The sequence below is a fragment of the Flavobacterium rhizophilum genome (assembly GCF_046000485.1).
In the GTDB taxonomy this organism is placed as follows: Bacteria; Bacteroidota; Bacteroidia; order Flavobacteriales; family Flavobacteriaceae; genus Flavobacterium; species Flavobacterium rhizophilum.
In genome coordinates, this window is record NZ_JBELQB010000018.1 from 1 (window position 1) to 22,426 (window position 22,426).

Annotated in this window: 17 protein-coding genes; 5 read left to right on the plus strand and 12 right to left on the minus strand. The window is 39.2% G+C overall.

Features of this window, described 5'->3' with window-relative positions; all coding sequences use genetic code 11:
- From ABS768_RS17230 to ABS768_RS17275, 10 genes are all read right to left on the minus strand, one after another.
- A partial coding sequence (locus tag ABS768_RS17230; protein WP_408076201.1) for a beta strand repeat-containing protein occupies positions 1-3,448 on the minus strand: 3,448 nt, incomplete at its 3' end.
- 172 nt (positions 3,449-3,620) lie between these two features.
- Entirely contained in the window at positions 3,621-4,208 is a 588-nt protein-coding gene (gene hisIE, locus ABS768_RS17235; protein WP_408076202.1) for a bifunctional phosphoribosyl-AMP cyclohydrolase/phosphoribosyl-ATP diphosphatase HisIE, read from the minus strand.
- The gene (gene hisF / locus ABS768_RS17240; RefSeq protein ID WP_408076203.1) at positions 4,205-4,957 is read right to left on the minus strand and encodes an imidazole glycerol phosphate synthase subunit HisF; all 753 of its coding nucleotides are present in this window, start codon (positions 4,955-4,957) and stop codon (positions 4,205-4,207) included. Before hisF ends, hisIE begins: the two co-directional genes overlap by 4 nt.
- On the minus strand, positions 4,951-5,664 hold the full coding sequence (gene hisA, locus ABS768_RS17245) for a 1-(5-phosphoribosyl)-5-[(5-phosphoribosylamino)methylideneamino]imidazole-4-carboxamide isomerase (protein WP_408076204.1): 714 nt from the start codon (positions 5,662-5,664) through the stop codon (positions 4,951-4,953). The genes hisF and hisA overlap by 7 nt, the downstream gene beginning before the upstream one ends.
- Positions 5,661-6,239: an imidazole glycerol phosphate synthase subunit HisH gene (gene hisH / locus ABS768_RS17250; protein WP_408076205.1), complete on the minus strand. Its 579-nt coding sequence runs from the start codon at positions 6,237-6,239 to the stop codon at positions 5,661-5,663. The genes hisA and hisH overlap by 4 nt, the downstream gene beginning before the upstream one ends.
- Complete coding sequence (gene hisB, locus ABS768_RS17255; protein ID WP_408076206.1) at positions 6,236-7,324, minus strand: bifunctional histidinol-phosphatase/imidazoleglycerol-phosphate dehydratase HisB; 1,089 nt, start codon at positions 7,322-7,324, stop codon at positions 6,236-6,238. Before hisB ends, hisH begins: the two co-directional genes overlap by 4 nt.
- Positions 7,321-8,343: a histidinol-phosphate transaminase gene (gene hisC / locus ABS768_RS17260; RefSeq protein WP_408076207.1), complete on the minus strand. Its 1,023-nt coding sequence runs from the start codon at positions 8,341-8,343 to the stop codon at positions 7,321-7,323. The genes hisB and hisC overlap by 4 nt, the downstream gene beginning before the upstream one ends.
- Positions 8,336-9,625: a histidinol dehydrogenase gene (hisD, locus tag ABS768_RS17265; RefSeq protein ID WP_408076218.1), complete on the minus strand. Its 1,290-nt coding sequence runs from the start codon at positions 9,623-9,625 to the stop codon at positions 8,336-8,338. Before hisD ends, hisC begins: the two co-directional genes overlap by 8 nt.
- A 6-nt stretch (positions 9,626-9,631) precedes the next feature.
- Positions 9,632-10,489, minus strand: coding sequence for an ATP phosphoribosyltransferase (gene hisG / locus ABS768_RS17270; RefSeq protein ID WP_408076208.1), 858 nt, complete (start codon positions 10,487-10,489; stop codon positions 9,632-9,634).
- A 269-nt stretch (positions 10,490-10,758) separates the two neighbouring features.
- A complete protein-coding gene (locus ABS768_RS17275) occupies positions 10,759-10,890 on the minus strand; it encodes a hypothetical protein (protein ID WP_408076209.1) in 132 nt (43 codons plus the stop codon).
- A 466-nt stretch (positions 10,891-11,356) separates the two neighbouring features.
- On the opposite strand from ABS768_RS17275, the gene ABS768_RS17280 reads away from it, so the two are divergent.
- The 5 genes from ABS768_RS17280 (at position 11,357) to ABS768_RS17300 (ending at position 19,483) form a co-directional block, all read left to right on the plus strand.
- Positions 11,357-11,782, plus strand: coding sequence for a hypothetical protein (locus ABS768_RS17280; RefSeq protein ID WP_408076210.1), 426 nt, complete (start codon positions 11,357-11,359; stop codon positions 11,780-11,782).
- Between the two features lie 184 nt (positions 11,783-11,966).
- Positions 11,967-13,049, plus strand: a complete 1,083-nt coding sequence (locus ABS768_RS17285) for an efflux RND transporter periplasmic adaptor subunit (protein ID WP_408076211.1) — start codon at positions 11,967-11,969, stop codon at positions 13,047-13,049.
- Positions 13,050-13,073: 24 nt separating this feature from the next.
- The gene (locus tag ABS768_RS17290; protein ID WP_408076212.1) at positions 13,074-16,268 is read left to right on the plus strand and encodes an efflux RND transporter permease subunit; all 3,195 of its coding nucleotides are present in this window, start codon (positions 13,074-13,076) and stop codon (positions 16,266-16,268) included.
- Positions 16,261-17,703, plus strand: a complete 1,443-nt coding sequence (locus ABS768_RS17295; protein WP_408076213.1) for a TolC family protein — start codon at positions 16,261-16,263, stop codon at positions 17,701-17,703. The genes ABS768_RS17290 and ABS768_RS17295 overlap by 8 nt, the downstream gene beginning before the upstream one ends.
- 169 nt (positions 17,704-17,872) lie before the next feature.
- A complete protein-coding gene (locus ABS768_RS17300; protein WP_408076214.1) occupies positions 17,873-19,483 on the plus strand; it encodes a GH39 family glycosyl hydrolase in 1,611 nt (536 codons plus the stop codon).
- A gap of 61 nt (positions 19,484-19,544) precedes the next feature.
- Here the strand turns inward: ABS768_RS17300 and ABS768_RS17305 are convergent, their stop codons facing one another.
- Together ABS768_RS17305 and ABS768_RS17310 are read right to left on the minus strand one after the other, a co-directional pair.
- Entirely contained in the window at positions 19,545-20,405 is an 861-nt protein-coding gene (locus ABS768_RS17305) for an outer membrane beta-barrel protein (protein WP_408076215.1), read from the minus strand.
- 53 nt (positions 20,406-20,458) lie between these two features.
- Positions 20,459-22,426: T9SS type A sorting domain-containing protein (locus ABS768_RS17310; RefSeq protein ID WP_408076216.1), on the minus strand; the 1,968-nt coding region annotated here is incomplete at its 5' end.

The window sequence follows — 22,426 nt, forward strand, 5'->3', positions numbered from 1 at the left end:
CCGGTTCGTCGATTATAAATTCCTGAGTTAAACTACATCCGTTAGCATCGGTAATATCAACAGTGTAAGTACCGGCTGTAAGTCCTGTAATAGTACTTGTTATCTCTCCGTTACTCCAGTCGTATGAGTAAGGGGTAACACCACCTTCAACAATAACAGTTGCTTCACCTGTATTATTACCATTACAAAGAACATCTGTTTGAGATGCAGTAAGTAGTAATGCATCCGGTTGATCAATTACAAATTCATAAGATAAGGTACAGTTATTAAAGTCGGTAACTAAAACATCATAAGTACCTGCTGTAAGTCCTGTAGCAGTAGGTGTTGTTTGTCCGTCGCTCCATAAATATGAATAAGGAGTGGTACCACCAGTTACATCTATAGTAGCGCTACCGTTAGCGGCGCCATTACAAAGAATGTCTGTTTGAGCAGTTGCAGGGCCTACAGCTAATGCAGGTGGCTCATTAATGTTGAAGTTTTGTATCAAAATACATCCGTTATCATCGGTTACCGTTACATAGTAAGTACCGGCAGTAAGTCCGGAAATAGCATCAGTAGTTGCTCCTGTATTCCATTCATATGTATATGGAGCAACACCTCCATTAATAACAACTGAAGCAGCTCCTGTTGCATTACCGTTACATATAATGTTTGTTTGTGACGGAGTAGATGTTAAAGCAGCCGGTTCCTGAATATCAAATTCATAATTAAGAATACATCCATTAGCATCGGTTACTTCAACAGTATAAATATTTGCAGCAAGACCCACTGCTGTTAGAGTTTCCTGTCCGTCACTCCATAAATAGGTGTAAGGGGCTACACCACCTTCAACTACTATGGTTGCATTACCTGAAGTACCACCATTACAAAGTACATCACTCTTAGTTGTATTTGGAGTTACTACTAAAGGATCTGGTTGTTCAATAAAGATTGATTGTGTTAAAGTACATCCATTAGCATCGTTTACAAAAACAGAATGAGCTCCTGCAGTAAGTCCGGTTGCTGTAGGGGTAGCCTGACCATTATCCCATAAATAAGAATAAGGGGGAATACCTCCGGTTACAGTGATAGTTGCTTCACCGGTTGCAGCACCGTTACATAAAACATCTATTTGTGTTGTAGTTGCAAAAAGCGGATCAGGTTGTTGTATATCAAAAGATCTTGTAAGTGTACACCCGTTAGTATCTGTAACTTCAACAGTATAAATACCTGCAGTTAGTCCTGTTATAGCAGCAGTATCTTCACCATTACTCCACTCATATGTATAGGGAGCAACACCACCTGAAACAGTTATTGATGCTACACCTGTATCATCACCGTTACACGCAATATCACTTTTAGCTGTGGTAGCTGTAAGTGCATTTGGCTGACTAATAAAGAATGACTGTGAAATTGTACACCCATTAGCATCTGTTATACCTACTGAATAGTTTCCGGATGTAAGTCCACTGATAGTAGCTGTAGCTTCGCCGTTACTCCACAAGTAATTGTAAGGCGATGTTCCTCCTGATACTGTAGCAGTAGCCGAACCTGTAGCATTACCATTACACAGTATATTCTGTTGGGTAGGATTAACAGAAAGAGGATCTGGTTCTTCTATAGTATATAATTGGGTTAAAGTACACCCGTTAGCGTCGGTAACAATTACAGAATAGTTACCGGCAACAAGGTTAGCTATATTGTCTGTAATTTCACCTGTATCCCACAAATAGGAATATGGTCCCACACCACCTGTTATGGTAAGAGAGGCTGCACCTGTGTTATCACCATTACATAATATATCAACCTGACTAGGAGTAGATTCTAAAGCATCTGGCTCCTGTATTTCAATAGTAAGCGATTTAGTGCAGTTATTGTTGTCTTTAACTTCCACAGTATATGTTCCTGCCAATAAGTTTGTAATAGTGGCAGATTCTTCTCCGTTATCCCAAAGGTAAGTATAAGGAGTGGCACCACCTGTTACAATAACAGAAGCTACCCCAGTATTATTACCATTACACTGAACATCCGTATGGGTTTCGTTAAGTACAAGGGCTGGTGATTCGTTAATTGTAACCGAAGCATTTGTAGTACATCCGTTAGCATCTTCAATATCTACAGTATAATTACCCGCAGTTAGGTTTGAAATAGTAGCGGTAGTTTCAGTAGTACTCCATAAGTAAGTATAAGGAGCTGTACCGCCTGTTACAGCAACAGAAGCAGAGCCCGAAGCATCTCCGTTACAAACAATATCAACACCTGTAGCGGTTGCTGTTAGTGCAGGAAGTTCGGTAATTGTAAAGCTCTCACTTAATGTACATCCGCTTTCATCAGTAACATCCACAGAGTAAGACCCTGCTGTTAATCCTGTAGCGGTAGCACCTGCTTGCCCGTCACTCCAGTCATAAGTGTAAACACCAGTACCACCTGTAACTGTTACTGTAGCTTCTCCTGTATTATCACCGTTACATAAAATATTAACCTGAGAAGGAGTTATAGCAAGAGGATTAGGCTCAGTAATTGTAACATCAACAGTTGTTGTACAACCTACAGCATCTGCAACAGTTACTGTATAATCTGCTGCAGCCAGACCTGTAGCGGTTGCAGTTGTCTGTCCGTCACTCCAAAGATAGGTATAAGGAGTTATACCTCCAGTTACATCAATAGTTGCAGTACCATCGGCATTACCGTTACACGAAACATTAGTTTGTGATCCTATGGTAGCTGTTGTTCCGGTTACTGTTACTGTAAATGTAGCAGTAGAACTGTTTAGAGATGAATCAGTAGCGGTATAAGTTACAGTACTAACACCTGCATTAAATGTTGTTCCGCTGGCATCACCAGTTCCTGTTCCTGTTGTAGCACCAGTTATATCATAAGTAACCGTTACAGGATCTGGACAATCATCAATAGCAACAATTCGTATTCCGTTTACTACTGTAGTACAGGCTGCAGTTGTACTGTTTACAACAACATCTGCAGGAGGGATTAAAGTTGGTACACCTACATGTAATACGGCAACCGCAGCATATGAGTTGTTTGGATCAAAGCTGTTAAAAGCATAACATCCTGCAGCCCAATCACTGGATTGCGTGATGTAATAAGATCCTTCTGCCGTTGGTGCGGTAAATGAAATGGAAATGTTTCCTGTACCTTCCTCATGACAGTTGGTAAACACGTTATTCATACCTACAAAGTGTTGTGTAGGACAGGTTGGACATGCTCCACCGGTGTTGTACACCATTGAATAATCATAAGAAAAAGTAACGGTTGCGCCCGGAGTCACAAAAGCTTCATTTGTGCCGGTACCGTTAAGATTGACGTTTGTGTAGGTAGACGTTCTTCCTCTTTGAGAAATACTCGTTGAGCCCGAAGCTATGCCCGAATAAGGGGCCTGAGTATCACCCGGGCATTGCCCAAAGGAATGTACACAACTCATCAATCCTAATAAAAGTAGTAATTTTTTCATGGACTAAAAATTATTTTATAAGGATGATTTTGACGGGCTAAATATACAGTATTTTTAAAACCTCCGAATAAACTTGTTAACTTTATTTAATAAGTTATCCTTTATTAAAAAATAATAATTTATTATTTAAATATTAAGTTAAAATTTAGTTTGGTTTATGGTTAGGGTAGTGTCATCTGCTTCTTGTTTTTAAAACTTTCTCAATATCATTAAGGTTTAAAGATTTAATTTTAAGCAGGATTAAAAAATGATATAGTAAATCAGCAGCTTCATTTTTGAATAATTCTTCATTAGTATCTTTAGCTTCTATGACAAGTTCTACGGCTTCTTCACCTACCTTTTGAGCTACTTTATTAATTCCCCTTTTAAAGAGTGTATTGGTATAGGAAGCATCAGAGCCTGACTGTATTCTTTCTGAAATAGTTTCTTCAAGCTGGTAGAGGTAACCTTTGCAATCGGGTTCTCCAAAGCAAGTTGTAGCTCCGGTGTGGCAGGTAGGCCCTACTGGTTTTGCCTGTATCAAAATGGTATCGTTATCACAATCGAGGCTCATAGATACTACATTTAGATAGTTGCCTGATGTTTTGCCTTTTGTCCATAGCTCATTTCGGCTACGACTATAAAAAGTCACTCTCTTTTCAAGCTGAGTTTTGATAAAAGCCTCTTCATTCATATATCCCAGCATGAGTACCTGCTGGGTTATTGCATCCTGTATTATGGCTGGTATAAGTCCGTTTGTTTTATTAAAATCGGGTTTCATCTTACGGGTATGTTATTTTGTTGTAAATAGGTTTTAAGTTGAGGGATACTTATCTCGTTGTAATGGAAAATACTGGCAGCCAGTGCAGCGGTGGCTTTGGTTTCACTAAATACTGATGTGAAATGTTCCATATTGCCCGCACCGCCGGAGGCTATAACAGGGATGTTTACGTTATTGCCAACAATGTTAAGGGCATCAATGGCAAAACCGTTTTTTATACCATCATTATTCATGGAGGTAAGTAATATTTCGCCTGCGCCCAGTTGTTCGCCATATTTTGCCCAACTGGCAAGCTCAATGCCTGTTGCCGTTTTACCTGCGTTAATGAATACTTCCCAGTTGTTGTTTACTTTTTTAGCATCAATAGCGAGTACTACAGCCTGACTGCCACAGTTTTTGGCTATCTGGCTTATCAGTTTAGGGTTTTTAACTGCCGATGAATTTACACTTACCTTATCGGCACCACGGCTTATAAGGTATTCGGCATCATCCGTGGTGTTTATACCACCACCTACGATGAAGGGAATATTTATCTCTTTTGCAATTTCGGTAACAAGGCTGGCTAGTGTTTTTCTTTTTTCCAGAGTAGCGGTAATATCCAGAAAAACTAGTTCATCTGCACCTTCCTGTGTATATCGTGAGGCCAGTTCTATAGGGTTTCCCGCATCCCTTAACCCTTTAAAATTAATTCCTTTTACAACCCTACCGTCTTTGATGTCGAGGCAGGGTATTATTCTTTTCTTCAGCATAGTTTACTTAATTCTTTAAGTTCAATTTTTCCTTCATACAGTGCCTTGCCAATAATAGCCCCTTCACACCCTATAGCTTTCATATCAAGTACATCCTGAATGTTTGTAATACCTCCGCTGGCTATCAGGTTAATGTTTGTTGAACCGATTATCTCTTTATACAGGTTTACTGATGGGCCCTGTAGCATCCCGTCTTTAGCGATATCGGTACAGATAACTGCTTTGATTCCCTTTTTTTGATAGCCTTGTATAAACTCTAGCACATCGGTGTCACTTTCCTGTAGCCAACCGTTCACGGCTATTTTGCGGTTGTTACAGTCGGCTCCCAGTATAATTTTATCTGATCCATATTGTGAAAGCCATTCACCTACTTTGTTAGAGTTTTTTATCGCAATGCTACCGACAGTGATTTGTGAAGCACCATAATCAAAGGCTTTTTGTATATCTATGTCTGATTTCACACCACCACCAAAATCAATAATAAGATTAGTTTGAGAGGCAATACTTTCCAATACTTTATGGTTAACAATACTGCCCGATTTGGCTCCGTCTAGATCAACCAGATGCAGGTATTTTATTCCGGCATCCTCAAAGGAACGGGCAACCTCTACCGGGTTCTCGTTATACGTTTTTTGGGTAGCATAGTTGCCTTTGGTAAGTCGTACACACTTACCGTTAATAATATCTATGGCAGGAATGATTCTCATAAGTTTAAAAAGTTTTTTAATAGCTGTTCTCCGGCTGTACCCGACTTCTCAGGGTGAAACTGCACTGCATAAAAATTATCTTTTTGCAGCGCAGCACTATAAGGTAGAATGTAATCACATTGTGCAACAGAAAGGGGAGAATCCTCTGCATAGTAACTGTGCACAAAGTAGAAATGCTCGTCTTCATTAATATTAGTGAATAGTCCGCCTTTAAAATTGCTCAAGGTGTTCCAGCCCATATGAGGTACAATATCAAGAGGAGGGAATTTTTTCACGTTTATATCAAAAATGCCCAGTCCGTTTGTGTTACCTTCTTCGGTATAATTGCACATAAGCTGTAGCCCAAGGCATATCCCTAAAACTGGCTGTTTGAGTCCTTTTATTACTAAGTCGAGTCCGTTTGCCTGTAGGTGCTGCATGGCTGTTGCTGCTTCGCCTACACCGGGGAAGATAACCTTGTCTGCCTTTTTTATCTCTTCAATATCGTTGGTAACGATGCAGTCATAACCCAGCCTGCGAACAGCATTTTCTACGGACTGGGTATTACCCGCATTATATTTTATAATCACTATCATAACACTCCTTTTGTACTGGGTATAGTATAATTATCTGTTTGTTTAATGGCCATTTTTATGGCTTTTGCAAAAGCCTTGAAAATAGCTTCTATTTTGTGGTGTTCGTTATCGCCTTCGGCCTTTATATTCAGGTTGCACTTAGCAGTATCACTAAATGATTTAAAAAAGTGAAGGAACATTTCGGTAGGCATTTCGCCCACTTTCTCACGATTGAAATTAGCTTCCCAAACTAACCACGGCCTTCCGCCAAAATCAATGGCTACCTGAGCAAGGCAATCATCCATAGGGAGCAGGAAACCATAACGTTCAATTCCTTTTTTGCTGCCCAGTGCTTTCAGGAAAGCTTCGCCTAGTGCCAGTGCAGTATCTTCAATAGTATGATGTTCGTCTATATGCAAGTCTCCCTTAACTGTAATTTCTAAATCTACTCCGCCGTGGCGTGCCAACTGATCCAACATGTGATTGAAAAATCCAAGTCCGGTATCGATATTACTTTTTCCAGAACCGTCCAGATTAAGTGCTATAGCTATATTGGTTTCACTGGTTTTTCGGTTAACGGTGGCTGTCCTTGGTTTTGCTTTCAGGTATTGGTATATAATATCCCAACTTTGGGTTACAAGGGTAGCCTTGTCGCATTCCTTTCCAATAAAAACCGACTTACATCCCATATTTTCTGCCAGTTGTACATCGGTTAGCCTGTCGCCAATAACATAGGAATTTGCCAAATCATAATCACCTTTTAGGTAATGTGTAAGCATAGCTGTTCCCGGCTTTCGGGTAGGCAGATTATCTTTAGGAAAACTTTTATCAATAAGTACCTCACTAAATGTGATGCCCTCATTTTGAAAAGCCTGAATGATTTTGTTTTGTGCTGGCCAAAAGGTGTCTTCAGGGAAAGAGGCAGTTCCCAGTCCGTCCTGATTGGTAACCATAACCAGTTCGTAATCCAGTTCGCGTGCGATTTTTGAAAGCCCCTGAAATACTCCCGGGTAAAACTCCAGTTTTTCGAGGCTGTCTAACTGATAATCTACAGGAGGCTCTATTATCAATGTACCGTCGCGGTCTATAAATAGTACTTTTTTCATACTGAAATGTTTTGTAATGCGGTTAGTAAGGCTTTATTTTCCTGTGGTGTACCAATAGATATCCTGATACAGTTTTTAACCTCTTTGTTTCGGTTGCGTATAATGATTCCCTGTTGTATAAGATTTTGATATACAGAATTAGCATCATTAACCTCTACCAGTAAAAAGTTAGCCTGCGAAGGATATACTTTCTTTACGATTGGTATTTGAGACAGAGCTTCGCTCAGTTTTTGACGTTCTTCGATAAGTAGTTTTTTCTGACTCTCATAATTATCAGTATTCTCTAAAGCCTTAATGACTGCCGTATAGTTAAGTTTACTAATATTATAAGGGGGCTTAATCTTATTAAAAAGACTGATGATAAATGGTGATGCGTAGGCTATACCTACACGCGCTGCTGCAAGCCCCCAGGCTTTACTCAGGGTTTGTAATACAATCAGGTTAGGGTATTCTTGCAGTTTGTTTACCAGCGTGGTGGAACAGAAGTCGGCATAAGCTTCATCTACAACCACAATACTTTTAAAGTTTTGTATAATGAATTCGGCTGCATCTAAGCAGTTTCCCGTCGGGTTATTAGGTGAACAGATGAACACCAACTTTATGCTTTCGTCTTCCAATGCCAATAATGCTTTGTTTTTATCAATTTGGAAATCATTGTTTAACGGTACTTTAATCAGTTGGGTATTATTTATTGTTGCCGATACTTCATACATGCCATAGGTAGGAGTGAAGGTAAGTGCCTTGTCTTTTCCGGGTTCGCAAAATATCCTGAAACAAAGGTCAATGGCCTCATCGCTTCCGTTGCCTGTAAATATGTTTTGTGGTGGTACACCTTTAATAACAGAAAGCCTTTGCTTTAGCTCTTTCTGTAAAGGATCAGGATAGCGGTTTAGTTCACCAAACGGATTCTCGTTAGCATCAAGGAATATTCCTTCGCTACCCGTAAATTCTTCACGAGCAGAAGAATAGGCCTGAAGTGTCAGTATATTAGGACGTACCATTTTCTCTATACTATTCATTACCAATGTCTTTTAATCGTATACTAACTGCATTTTTGTGAGCTTCCAGTTGTTCGGCAGTAGCCATAACCTCTATTGCCCGACCAATATTTTGTAATCCCTGTTTGGTTATTTTCTGAAAGGTTATCTTTTTAATAAAACTGTCTACCGATACTCCGCTATAACTTGTAGCATATCCGTTTGTAGGCAGGGTGTGATTGGTACCACTTGCATAATCACCTGCACTCTCACAACTGTAATTACCCAGAAAAACAGATCCGGCATTGGTAACACCATCTGTATAGTTTTCAGCGTTATCACTGGCTATAATAAGGTGTTCCGGTGCATACAGGTTGCTGAATGCAATACATTCAGTTAAATCATTAAGTAATATGACTTTGCTGTTAATAAGTGCCTTTAGGGATATTTCCTTTCGAGGTAAATTCTTTACCTGTTTTGTAAGTGCTTTTGTGGTTTGGCGGATAATTTCTTCACTATCGCTGAGCAGTACTACCTGACTGTCGGGACCGTGTTCTGCCTGAGAAAGAAGGTCGGCTGCCACATATTCCGGATTGGCCGTATTGTCGGCAATAACTAACAGCTCACTTGGTCCGGCAGGTAAATCGATAGCGACTCCATAGCTTAATGCAGTTTGTTTGGCTGCGGTTACATACTGGTTTCCCGGACCGAATATCTTATAGGTTTTAGGGATGGTTTCGGTACCCAATGCCATTGCCCCAATTGCCTGAATACCACCTACACGATATATTTTGGTAATTCCGGTAAGTTGGGCAGCATATAATATGGCACTGTTTATATTTCCCTTTTTATCGGGCGGAGTACAAAGTACAATCTCTTTACAGCTTGCAATTTTTGCCGGTATGGCAAGCATAAGAACGGTAGAGAAAAGAGGTGCCGATCCGCCGGGAATGTAAATCCCTACTTTATCAATCGCTCTGTTTTCCCTCCAGCAGCTTACACCAGACATGGTTTCTATACTGTTTTTCTCTTCTTTTTGAATAGAGTGGAAGGCTTCAATGTTGGCTTTGGCCAATTGTATGGCTTCCTTTAACTCAGTCGATACCTTTGCTGCACCTTCGGTTATTTCATCTTCGGTTAGCTGAAGGCTATCGGGCACTACACCATCAAAAAAGCCTGTGTATTTCTTTACGGCATCATCACCTTTTTTGCTTATTTCGTCAAAAATCTGACGGGTAAGGTTTTCAAGGTTGGCAACAGGGAGTTGTGGTCTTTGGCACAAAGCTTCCCATGTATTTTTCTCTGGGTATAAAACGGTTTGTATCATAGCTTAAAGAATCATTTTTTCCACATTAACAATAAGGATACCTTCTGCGCCAAGGGTTTTAAGGCGGTCTATATTATCCCAAAACTCATCTTCGCGTATTACCGAGTGTATACTGCTCCATCCTTCTTCCTTTAGTGGAAGTACCGTAGGGCTTTTCATGCCGGGCAACACCTGTGCTATCTGTTGTACCGAATCGTTTGGGGCATTAAGGAGTATGTATTTGTTTTCGGCAGCATTTATAACCGACTGTATCCTGAAAAGTAACTGGTTTAGAATGTCTTCCTTTTCAATCCCTAGCGAAGGATTACTAATAAGTACAGCTTCACTTTTAGCAACTGTTTCTACCTCTTTAAGTCCGTTCATCTGTAGGGTACTTCCTGTACTTACAATATCAAAAATGCCATCGGCAAGACCTATTCCCGGAGCGATTTCTACGCTACCGCTAATAGTTTCTATTTCGGCTGTGATGTTGTTTTCGTAAAAAAACTTCTGAAGGATAAAAGGATAACTGGTAGCTATCTTTTTATTGTTGAAATAAGATACTCCGTTGTATTGGGTTTCTTTGGGTAGGGCCAAAGACAGCCTGCAGTTGGCAAATCCCAGTTTTTTAACTACGGTTACATTTTTGTTTTGTTCCCAAACCTCGTTTTCGCCTAGTATGCCTACATCGGCAACGCCTTGTTCTACGTATTGTGGAATATCGTCGTCCCTTAAGAAAAGTACCTCAATAGGGAAGTTTTGTGAAGAAGCTTTAAGTGTACGCTCTCCGTTTAGCAGCCTTATGCCGCATTTATTTAGCAGTTGCAGCGATTTTTCGCTGAGCCTTCCGTTTTTCTGAACGGCTATTTTTAATTTACTCATTGTTTTTAAAATGATGCCTGAGTAAAAAGCAGAAGGGGAGAGCTCGATTAAATAAAAAACCCGTCTGATTTTACTCAAACGGGTTTAGAAAATATTTTAGGTTACTACAATATCATTTCCTCCTCGCATTTGAGCCAGTTTGAAAATGATGATGATGTAGCTGATTAAAAATCATAGTAAAATTTTGTCCTTTTTGTACTTCGCAAATATAGAAATAAATTCAATTAAAAAACGGTAGTTATATTTTTTTTGAATTTTTTAGGATTAAATCATGACGTTTTAATTTTAAGTAAACCTTCCAGTACCAGCTCTTTAATAGATATTTCGCGCATTTCTACATTACGCACTTTTCCTGTTATGGTTACAGGGAAATCAACAGTAAATTTCCGGGTTTTTAGCAACAGTAGTGGTTTGATTATAAAATTCGCTGTATGAGCTACGGTAGTTTTGTTCAATTAATACCAGAGCATCGTTGTTAGGCAAACGTTTTACTGTTTCCTTTAAATTTTGCCATATAGTTTGTACCGTTAATAGAAGATTGGTGATTCCGAATCGTAAGATATGTTATTGTGATCTGTCAAAATAATTCTTTTAAGTTGGATGTATATTTATGCTTATGGTTTTTATTGTATAACTACATCGTTATAGTAAATTGTTTTAGTTAAAATATAGTTTTTTGGCATTGTTTTTGGTTTAAACCGGAAAGTGATTTATTTTTTAGCTTTAGAAGGAGTTAATGTAAATTTAATGTTAACAATGCTTACGAAAACGAGTGAAAACTATAGTATGTTAAGATGTGTTAATATTTAATACCAAACTGCTTGCCAGTATAATCTTGTTTATGTAATTTTGGTGCCCATGAAAAATATGCTAACCAGATTTTTTCTAATGCTTTTTGTAGTCCTGCTAGGGGGACAGGGCGTTTTAAGCGCTCATCCTTATCAGGCACACAATAGCTATGCATTGGGAGAAAATGCTGAATCGTTAGCTTTACAGTTTGATTTTGGGTTTAGTCAGGATTATGACGCCTCTTACTTCAGGTCAATTCCATACAGGACTCATACCGAAAGACAAAACGACAAAATTGTTGTTACCGATAATGAAGGTGACGACGAAGAATTGGTTTCCTATAAAAAATATCTGGAAATCAATAACTACTTTACCACTGCACTTTATGCCCAAACTTTAGGGTACTCTCACAGATACGTAAAAGAAAGCTTACCACAAAGTAAGCCTTTTTCATATTTCTCATCTTACAGGAAATATATTGTTTTTCGAGTAATCAGACTTTGATTCTCAACCCATCGTTCAGGTAGATAACTTCTTGTTTGCCTGATTTTTCGCATTTAAACATTATGTGTATTCACGCGGCTTAGGGCCAAAAGAATATATATCCGTGTATTTAGTTGTACACGACCTATACCAGAAAAAAGAATATCAAGAAAATCGTATTGTTTTAAAAAAAGCAAAATTTATTATGAAGAGAGTACTCATGCTCGTGAGTTTGTGTGCATTATTGTGCTATACAAGCTGCAAAACAGACAAAGAAGAGAAGGAAGTGGAAACTAAATTCCTTGTTACAAACCCTGTAAAAATGGACACCATCATTACTGATGAATACGTGTGCCAGATACACTCGATACAACACATCGAACTTAGGGCTCAGGAAAGAGGTTATCTTGAAAAAATTTATGTAGATGAAGGTCAGTCTGTTAAAAAAGGACAGCTACTGTTCCAAATTATGCCTAAACTCTATGAGGCAGAAATGCAAAAGGCAAAAGCCGAGGCTAATTTTGCTGAAATTGAATACCAAAATACTAAAAGACTTGCTGATAGTAATGTAGTGGCTCCAAATGAGCTTGCTATGGCTAAAGCGAAGTATGACAAAGCTAAGGCAGAGCTGGCTTTAGCAGAAGTTCACCTTGGATTTACTGAAATCAGGGCCCCTTTTGACGGTATTATTGACCGTTTCCATGTAAGACAGGGTAGTCTTGTGGACGAAGGAGATTTGTTAACTAATCTTTCTGACAACAGTAAAATGTGGGTGTACTATAACGTACCTGAAGCAGAATACCTTGACTATAAAGAGTCTGCTAAAGAAGGTGGTAAAGCTAAAGTAGGCCTTTTAATGGCTAACAACAAGTTATTCAACCAGGAAGGTATTGTAGAAACAATTGAGGCCGATTTTGACAACGAAACCGGTAACATACCTTTCAGGGCTACATTCCCTAATCCAAACGGATTATTAAGGCATGGTGAAACAGGTAGTATCCAAATGAAAATACCGTTTCAAAATGCTATGATTATTCCGCAAAAAGCAACTTTTGAGGTGCTTGAAAAGAAATATGTTTATGTATTGGATAAAGATAATAAGATAAAATCAAGAGAGATTAAAATAGCTGCCGAGCTGCCTCACATCTTTATCATTGAATCAGGCTTATCAGAAAGTGATAAGATCCTTCTGGAAGGTATCCGTCTTGTTAAAGAAAACGAGAAAATAGAATACAAACTGGAAGACCCTAAACATGTTATATCGCATTTGGAGCTATATGCAGAATAATCGAATAACTTAAAAAAAGATCAAATGTTTAATAAATTCATACATAGGCCTGTATTTGCGATAGTAATATCTATTATTATCGTATTTGTAGGTTCGTTGGCAATCAAACAGTTGCCAATATCGCAATTTCCCCAGATTGCGCCAACTACCGTAAATGTTTTTATAGCTTACCCTGGGGCCAGTGCAGACGTATTAGTAAAATCGACCCTGATTACCTTAGAGAACTCTATTAATGGTGTTCAGGACATGCGTTATATGGCTACCGATGCAACCAGTGCAGGTGAAGCTACTTTAAGAATTATTTTTGAACCGGGTACCGACCCTAACCAGGCGGTAATCAGGGTAAAAACGAGGGTCGACCAGGTTATGCCCCTCTTGCCCGAACTGGTTCAACGTGAGGGGGTTGTAATTACCCCAATCCAGCCGAGTATGTTGATGTACGTTAACCTATATGCAACCGGCAAAAACATGGACGAAAAGTTCCTGTACAACTATGCTAACGTAAAAATGATTCCTGAAATCAACAGGATTAAGGGTGTGGCAAGATCTCAAATATTAGGTAGTAGAACCTATGCAATGCGTGTTTGGTTAAACCCTGACCGTATGAGAGCTTACCATGTATCTGTTGACGAGGTTATGGACGCAATGGCCGAACAGAGTATTGTAGGTCGTCCGGGTCGTATCGGGCAAAGTTCGGGTATCGAAGCCCAGTCGTTAGAATATGTATTAACTTATAAGGGTAGATACAGTGAACCATCTGAATATGAAAATATTATTGTTCGTGCCAATGCAGATGGTGAGCGTATTCGCCTGGGTGATATAGGTAAGGTAGAGTTAGGAAGTGAATTCTTCGATATTTACTCTAACCTTGACGGACACCCATCGGCTTCCATAGTATTAAAACAGAACTATGGTAGTAACGCGAGTGATGTAATCGCTGCCGTAAAAGCTAAGCTTGAGGAGATGAAGGAAACTTTCCCTCCGGGCATGGATTACAAAATCAGTTATGACGTTTCCCAATTCCTTGATGCCTCTATTGAGCAGGTTATCCATACGCTAAGGGATGCCTTTATTCTTGTGGCAATTGTAGTGTTTGTTTTCCTTGGCGACTGGAGATCTACACTTATTCCAATACTTGCGGTGCCAGTGTCGCTTATAGGGGCATTTTTTGTTATACAGTTCTTCGGGTTATCTATTAACCTTGTAACCCTGTTTGCACTTGTACTTGCAATTGGTATTGTGGTGGATGACGCCATTGTGGTGGTGGAGGCCGTCCACGCCAAGTTTGACGAGTTCCCTAACATAACACCATATCAGGCAGTAAAAAGGGTATTAGGTGAAATTAGTGGTGCGATTATAGCGATTACTGCGGTAATGGTATCGGTATTCTTACCTATATCGTTCATGACAGGTCCGGTAGGTACCTTCTATAGGCAGTTCTCTATTACTATGGCGAGTTCGATTGTGATTTCGGCAATTATCGCACTTACCCTTACACCGGTATTGTGTGCTATGCTGTTAAAAAATCACCATGCACACCATTCTAAACCAAATGTATTTACCAAAGCACTGGATAGCTTTAACCGTGGTTTTGATAAACTTACAGGTAAATATGTAGCTATATTAAAAAGGATAGTTAGCAGAAGGTTACTTACATTCCTTATATTAGGTGGTTTCTGTGCAGGTATTTATTTTGAGAGCCAGGTACTTCCTTCAGGTTTCATACCAAGTGAAGACCAGGGTACTATATATGCGATTATACAAACGCCTCCGGGATCTACATTGGAAACAACAAACCAGGTATCACAAAGGTTACAGAAAATTTGTGAGGATGTAGAAGGAGTAGAGTCGGTATCATCATTAGCAGGTTATGAGATTATGACAGAAGGTAGGGGATCTAATGCCGGTACTTGTCTTATTAACCTTAAAACATGGCATGAAAGGGAGCACTCTGTTACCGAGATCATGGAAGAGCTGGAAGAAAAATCGAAAGGTTTAGGAGCAACTATAGAGTTCTTCGAACCGCCAGCCATCCCCGGATTTGGTTCATCAGGAGGTTTCTCAATGCGTTTGTTAGATAAAAATACCACCACTGATTATCAGGATTTCGATAAGATTAATAAAAAATTCCTTGAGGATTTAGGTAAACGTAAAGAGCTTACAGGTTTATTTACCTTCTTTGCGGCAAACTACCCTCAATACGAACTTGAAATCGATAACGACTTGGCTATGCAGAAAGGAGTTTCTGTTGGTAAAGCAATGGAAAACCTTGATATCCTGATAGGTAGTACCTACGAACAGGGTTTCATTAAGTTTGGTCGTTTCTTTAAAGTATACGTTCAGTCAGATCCTAAATTCAGAAGATTACCGTCTGATGTACTAAACCTATTCGTTAAAAACGATCATGGTGAAATGGTACCTTATTCAGCATTCATGAAACTTAAAAAGACTCAGGGACCTAATGAGATTACACGTTACAACATGTACAACTCGGCAGCCATAAGGGGGCTTCCGGCAGCAGGTTACACTACTGCAGATGCAATTCAGGCTATTCGTGAAGTAGCTAAAGAGTCGCTTCCTAAAGGTTATGACATTGCATGGGAAGGTCTTTCGTTTGATGAGGCTAACAGAGGTAACGAGTCACTTTATATTTTCCTTATTGTACTAGCATTCGTATACTTTGTACTTGCAGCACAGTATGAAAGTTTCATTATACCTCTAGCAGTAATATTCTCACTACCTGTGGGTGTATTCGGTTCATTCATGCTGCTTAAGTTAATGGGACTTCAAAACGATATTTACGCACAAATCGGTCTTATCATGCTCGTCGGGCTACTCGGTAAGAACGCCGTACTTATTGTTGAGTTTGCGGTACTCAAGCATCATCAGGGATCTACAATACTCGAGGCTGCCATTGAGGGTGCCAAGGTACGTTTCCGTCCTATCCTTATGACATCGTTTGCCTTCATTGCGGGATTAATTCCGTTAATCATTGCAACAGGTGCCGGTGCGATTGGTAACAGAACCATTGGTGCATCTGCGATGGGTGGTATGTTATTCGGTACTATTTTCGGTGTAATTATTGTTCCGGGACTGTACTATATTTTCGGTTCCCTTGCTGACGGAAGAAAACTGATTAAGGATGAAGATGAAAGCTCATTATCTGATGAGTTTGTACATCAAATAGATAAATTCGATAATACTGATGAAAATGAGTAAGATGTTTAGTAAATATAAATATGTATATGTGGTAGCAGGATGCCTGGTACTAACATTTACAGGATGTAAAACACCTTCTTTAGTTCAGCGTGAAGCAAATACAGAAACACCTGCGAGTTTTAACGGCTCGCAGGATACTACAAACATAGCTCAGCTTAAGTGGAAAGAGTATTTTACAGATCCGTATCTGGATACCCTGATTGATGTTGCATTACAAAACAATCAGGAACTTAATATCACCATGCAGGAAATACAAATTTCCAGAAATGAGATTAAAGCCAGAAAAGGGGAGTATCTTCCGTTTGTAGGAGTTAAAGGTGGTGCCGGAATTGAAAAAGTAGGTAGGTATACCAGCCAGGGAGCTAATGATGCCAATACTGAAATCAAGCCGGGTAAAGAGTTTCCTGAACCGCTTCCTGATTATATGATTGGGGCTTATGCCAACTGGGAAATAGATATTTGGAACAAACTGCACAATGCCAAAAAATCAGCAATCAGCAATTATCTTGCTACTGTAGAAGGTAAAAACTTTATGGTTACTAACCTGATTGCCGAAATAGCTAATTCATACTATGAGCTTTTAGCGTTAGACAATCAGCTGGCACTTGTAAACCAGAATATCGATATACAAAGCAATGCACTTAATATTGTAAAGCTTCAAAAAGAATCAGCACGTGTTACAGAGCTTGCCGTAAAACGATTTGAAGCACAGTTATTACATACAAAAAGCATACAGTTTGATTTAAAGCAGCAGATTGTTGAAACCGAAAACAGGATTAACTTCCTTGTAGGTAGGTTCCCTCAGCCTGTAGCCAGAGATCATCAAAACTTTATCAATTTAGTGCCTGAAACCATTTATGCCGGTATTCCGTCACAATTGCTTGAAAACCGTCCTGATGTTAAACAGGCTGAATTCGAGTTAGCAGCAGCAAAACTGGATGTTAAGGTTGCTAAAGCCAGATTTTATCCTTCACTGGGTATATCAGCAGGTATAGGCTTCCAGGCATTTGACCCGGCATATTTGGTTAAGACTCCAGAGTCGCTATTGTACTCCCTTGCGGGTGATATAGCAGCTCCGTTAATTAACAGAAATGCGATTAAGGCTACTTATTACAGTGCAAACTCTAAACAGCTTCAGGCCGTTTTCAATTATGAGAAAACGATACTTAATGCTTATATAGAAGTGGCTAATCAGCTTTCTAACATCAATAACCTTAAGGAAAGTTATGACCTTAAATCTAGAGAAGTTGATGCATTAACACAATCAATTAATATATCTAACGACCTGTTCACATCGGCAAGAGCCGATTATATGGAGGTGTTAATGACACAGCGTGACGCGCTTGAATCTAAATTTGACCTTATAGAAACCAAAAAAGCACAAATGAATGCTATGGTTAATATTTATAAGGCTTTAGGTGGCGGATGGAAGTAAATTTCTGGTGTTTATATATTGTTTTTCCTTTGTAAGAAGGTCGCGACTATTTATCGTGAGGGCCTCCGGTGCAATTTGTGCCGGAGGTTTTTTTATGCTTTTTTCTGAAAATTATTGTGGAATAAATAGCTTTTGGTATATTTGACCATAAGTAAATCAGCAATTAATTATGAAAAATAAAATTACAGCATTATCAAAAAAACTGTTTAAAACAGGTTTTGTTTTATCGCTTGTTTTAGGTGTGGGTTCTCAAAATGCTATTTCACAAACAAAACCGGAAACAGTAAGGCGTATTGAAGTAGACCTGAACAAAACAAAGGGAAAATTAAACAAATTTTTTAATGAATGTGTAGGTGCCGGGCGTGCAAACGAAGGCCTTAGGGCCGACTGGCAGCAACAACTGGCCTTAGCACAGCAGGACTGTGGTTTTAGATACATACGTATGCATGGTTTACTGGTAGATGATATGGCGGTTTATAAGGAAGACAAGAACGGGAATCCGCAATACAACTATCAGTACATAGATCCTTTATTTGATTATTTACTGAGTATAAATGTTAAGCCTTTTGTAGAATTGGGCTTTATGCCATCACCTTTGGCAAGTGGCGATAAAACCATTTTCTGGTGGAGGGGTAATGTTACTCCGCCAAAGGATTATGATAAATGGGAAGGTTTAATAACCAATCTTGTACAACATTTTACCGAAAGGTATGGTGAAGAGGAAGTGAAAAGCTGGTATTTTGAGGTGTGGAACGAGCCTAACCTTGATGGTTTTTGGGCAGGTACTCAGGATGAATACTTTAAACTTTACCATTATACTGCAAAAGCGGTTAAAGGTGTAAATAAAGAATATAAAGTAGGGGGACCGGCAACGGCAGGAGCAGACTGGGTACCCGAAATGATTGATTTCTGTTATAAAAATAATGTGGCAATCGATTTTGTAACAACCCATTCCTATGGTGTAAAACAGGGGTTTCTGGATGAGTTTGGTAACAGCGGTACGGTTTTGAATAAAGATGAAATGTCGGTTAGCGGAGATGTAATAAACTCAAGAAATGAGATTGAATCGTCTAAAATTCCAGGACTGGAACTACATTACACCGAATGGAGCTCATCATACACTCCGTCCGATCCAATACATGACAGTTACCATCAGGCAGCTTATGTACTGGAAAAACTAAAACAGGTTGGTAATACGGTAAACTCAATGTCATATTGGGTATTTACTGATATTTTTGAAGAGGCAGGTCCGCGTTTTACCCCTTTCCACGGTGGTTTCGGATTGCAAACCATTCAGGGAATCAAAAAGCCGGTGTATTATTCATATTCATTTTTAAACAAACTGGGCGATACTGAACTGAAAAATAATGATAAGCACTCCTGGGCATGTAAAACAGAGAGTGGTGATTTCCAGTTACTGGCATGGGATTTTACCAATACACATCCCGGAGACTCTATCAATAATCAGGTTTATTATATAAAGGATTTGCCGGCTAAAGCAAAAGGTAAACTTGAAATTGCAGTATCAGGACTGGAAAAGGGGAAGTATAGTCTTGAGGTAAACCAAACAGGGTATAGGGTTAATGATGCTTATACTGATTATTATGATTTAGGCAGACCATCGCAATTAAACAGGGAGCAGGTAGCCCAAATTAAGAAAAATAATAATGGTTCTCCTGTTTACAGGGAGGAAGTTAAAATAGGGAAGGATGGTAATTTTACCAAGCAACTTGATTTAAGGGAAAACGATGTATTCCTTATAACATTGAGGAAAATGTAATGTAAAATAAAAAAGCAGCCTTAAAGGCTGCTTTTTTTGTACGTCGTAGTTTGATGTTTTTTTAAAAGAATGCAAATCGTAGCTTTACACCATAAGCCATTAAACGTACATCTTTAGAGTAAGATGAATTAATAACTGAATTAAACTGTAAGTTTACCGGCATTTCATCTGACGGGTAGTTTATCATGTTTTCGTTTTTGTTCTCGGCAATTGAGTTAAAACAATAGTCAACAAAAATACCTATGTAGCATGAAGATCTTTCACCAATATATTGCTTAACACCGGTTTCCAGTGTACCAGACCATGCTATTTTAGTTTCAAGATCCTGTTTTCCTGCATTCACCTGATAAAATGAACCGAATCCCATAAAGGTAGGTCCGAATAATTCGGCATTGTACTGCGGATAATAACCACTGGTTGTTAATGCATCCATTTTAGTTTCATAACGGCCTTTCATTGCAAAGCCTGCTTTTACTCCGGCAGATACGTAGAAATCGGTAATACCGTCACCTGTTTCAAACTGAATTGTTAACGGTACATTTACATATTCCAGTTTCTGGCTCTCTCTGTAAGACCTCGTTGTGTATCTGAACTCAAAAGGATCGTTTTCAAAATCAGTAGTATTATAACTTCCTATAAGATAGTCAAACCTTGCAGTTGAATTATAGGTTTGATATTCGGCACCAAGACCAATACTCCAGTTTTCATTTAGGTAAAAAGCATATTTTAATCCCAGTTGTACTCCATTGTCATGGTCTACCTGACCCTGATCAAGGTCATAATATATAGATGAGAATACACCTCCGGCATATATAGAAAACTCGCTTTTTTCCTCTTGCGCATTTGCTTTTCCAAGCCCCATGAGAAGCAAGGCTGCCATTACCGATTTGGCCGAAAGCTGTGTAAATTTATTTTTGTTCATAATATAATTTTTAATGGTATAAATCCTGCCGCCGTGGCGGCAGGATTATTTATTTACTGTACAAGAACTTTGAAAGTTTTACTGTTGTTTGGCGTTTTAAGTACTACTATGTAAGTAGCAGCCTGTAACGGCAATTGCAGTTGTGTTATTCTTGAAGACGACTGTACTTCTGTTATAAGAGCACCATTAAGGTTGTAAACAGCGATAGTCATATTTTCAAGTTCACTTTCAGGGAAATCAGCTTCAACAGTAACCAGTTGTCCGTATGTTACAGGGTTAGGGTATAACCTTGCACCACTTGCATGCTGTAACTGTATTTGTCCTAAACACGTTTGTAGTACTTCACCATCAGTAGTAGTTACTTTAACCATATACTCGGCAGTTGGGTCTAGTGTGTCAGACTGGTTGTTACCTTCAGAGAAGTATTGACCGGTACCTACAAGAACACCGTTTTTATACCATTCGTAATCAGTAAACTCATAACCACCGTTGTTTTGAGGATTGTTGTTTACTAATAGTACGTTATCAAATTTCTGAACTACTATGTCAGAGAAATCAAATCTTCTTTCAACAACTATAGTGTATGTTTCAACAGATGTACCATCCTGAGATGTTACAGTTACCACATAAGAGTAAATACCCGGTTGCGGAGTCTGGATAGTAAATGTGTGTCCGGGGTTTACAGTTGCACCCACTTCTGTAACGATAGTAACCTCTACAGAGTCAGAATCATCACCACAGTCGATTAAGTGATAAATCTCGCTTGGAGGAGTATTGTAAGTCTCATCACCTACAGTCATACCAAAGATAGAAGCATCACTACTTTCAATTACAAGAACCTGAGAAACAGTTGCAGCCGGTAAGTAGTTTTCGTTACCATCCTGATGTGCAGTGATTGTGATTTCTCCTGATGTAAGCATGTCTACCCATCCTTCAGATGAAACATCAGCAGCAGGGTCTGGTGAAGTATAAGTATATGTATAGTATACCTCTAAACCTGAACTTGCAGTAGCATCCAGTTGGAAATCAGGATCAGCTTCAAGGTTTTTAACCGAAAGAGGATCAAAAGTAATTGTTTGAGTAGCCTGATTGATAGTGATTGTAGCTGTTAATACAATTGATTCACAGTTAAATGCTTCCGGTTGCGGGTCAACAGTAGCTGTTACAGTATAAGTACCTGCATTCATAGCTCCGTTGTCTGAACCTGTTTCAGGAGAAGTACTGTATGAAACAGTAGTGCCTGAAGGTAAGTTATTAACCTCTATTGTATGAACAGTACCGTCGTAAGTAAATGCTCCGTTATCAAATGTTACAGCATTAAGAGGAGACTCTTCAACTGTTATATTTTGAGTTTGAGTGGTAGTGTTTCCATTACCATCATCATAGGTCCATGTTATTATATATGTACCTACTTCTGTATAATCTAACGGATCAGAAGTTGTTGCGGTTATTGTTCCTGCGCAGTTATCTGTAGCAGTTGGAACCGGAATTTCATCACTCATAACACCACAGTAATTAACTATGTCTGTAAGTGTAACTACATCAGCTACAGGAGTAGTTGTGTCATCTACTATTACCGTTTGAGTTTGAGTAGTTGTGTTACCATTACCGTCATCATAGGTCCATGTTATAGTATGGGTACCCTGAGTCGTATAAGTAAGCGGATCAGTAGTTGTAGCGGTTACCGTACCTTCACAGTTATCAGTAGCTGTAGGTGCTGTAATTGTTCCTGCAGTTACCTCACACTCTACTGTTACTGTTGGAAGAGTTGCCACATCCGCCACAGGAGCAGTTGTATCATCTACTATTACTGTTTGGGTTTGAGTAGTTGTGTTACCATTACCGTCATCATAGGTCCATGTTATAGTATGGGTACCCTGAGCGGAATAGGTAAGCGGATCAGTAGTTGTAGCGGTTACCGTACCTTCACAGTTATCTGTAGCTGTAGGTGCTGTAATTGTTCCTGCAGTTACCTCACACTCTACTGTTACTGTTGGAAGAGTTGCCACATCCGCCACAGG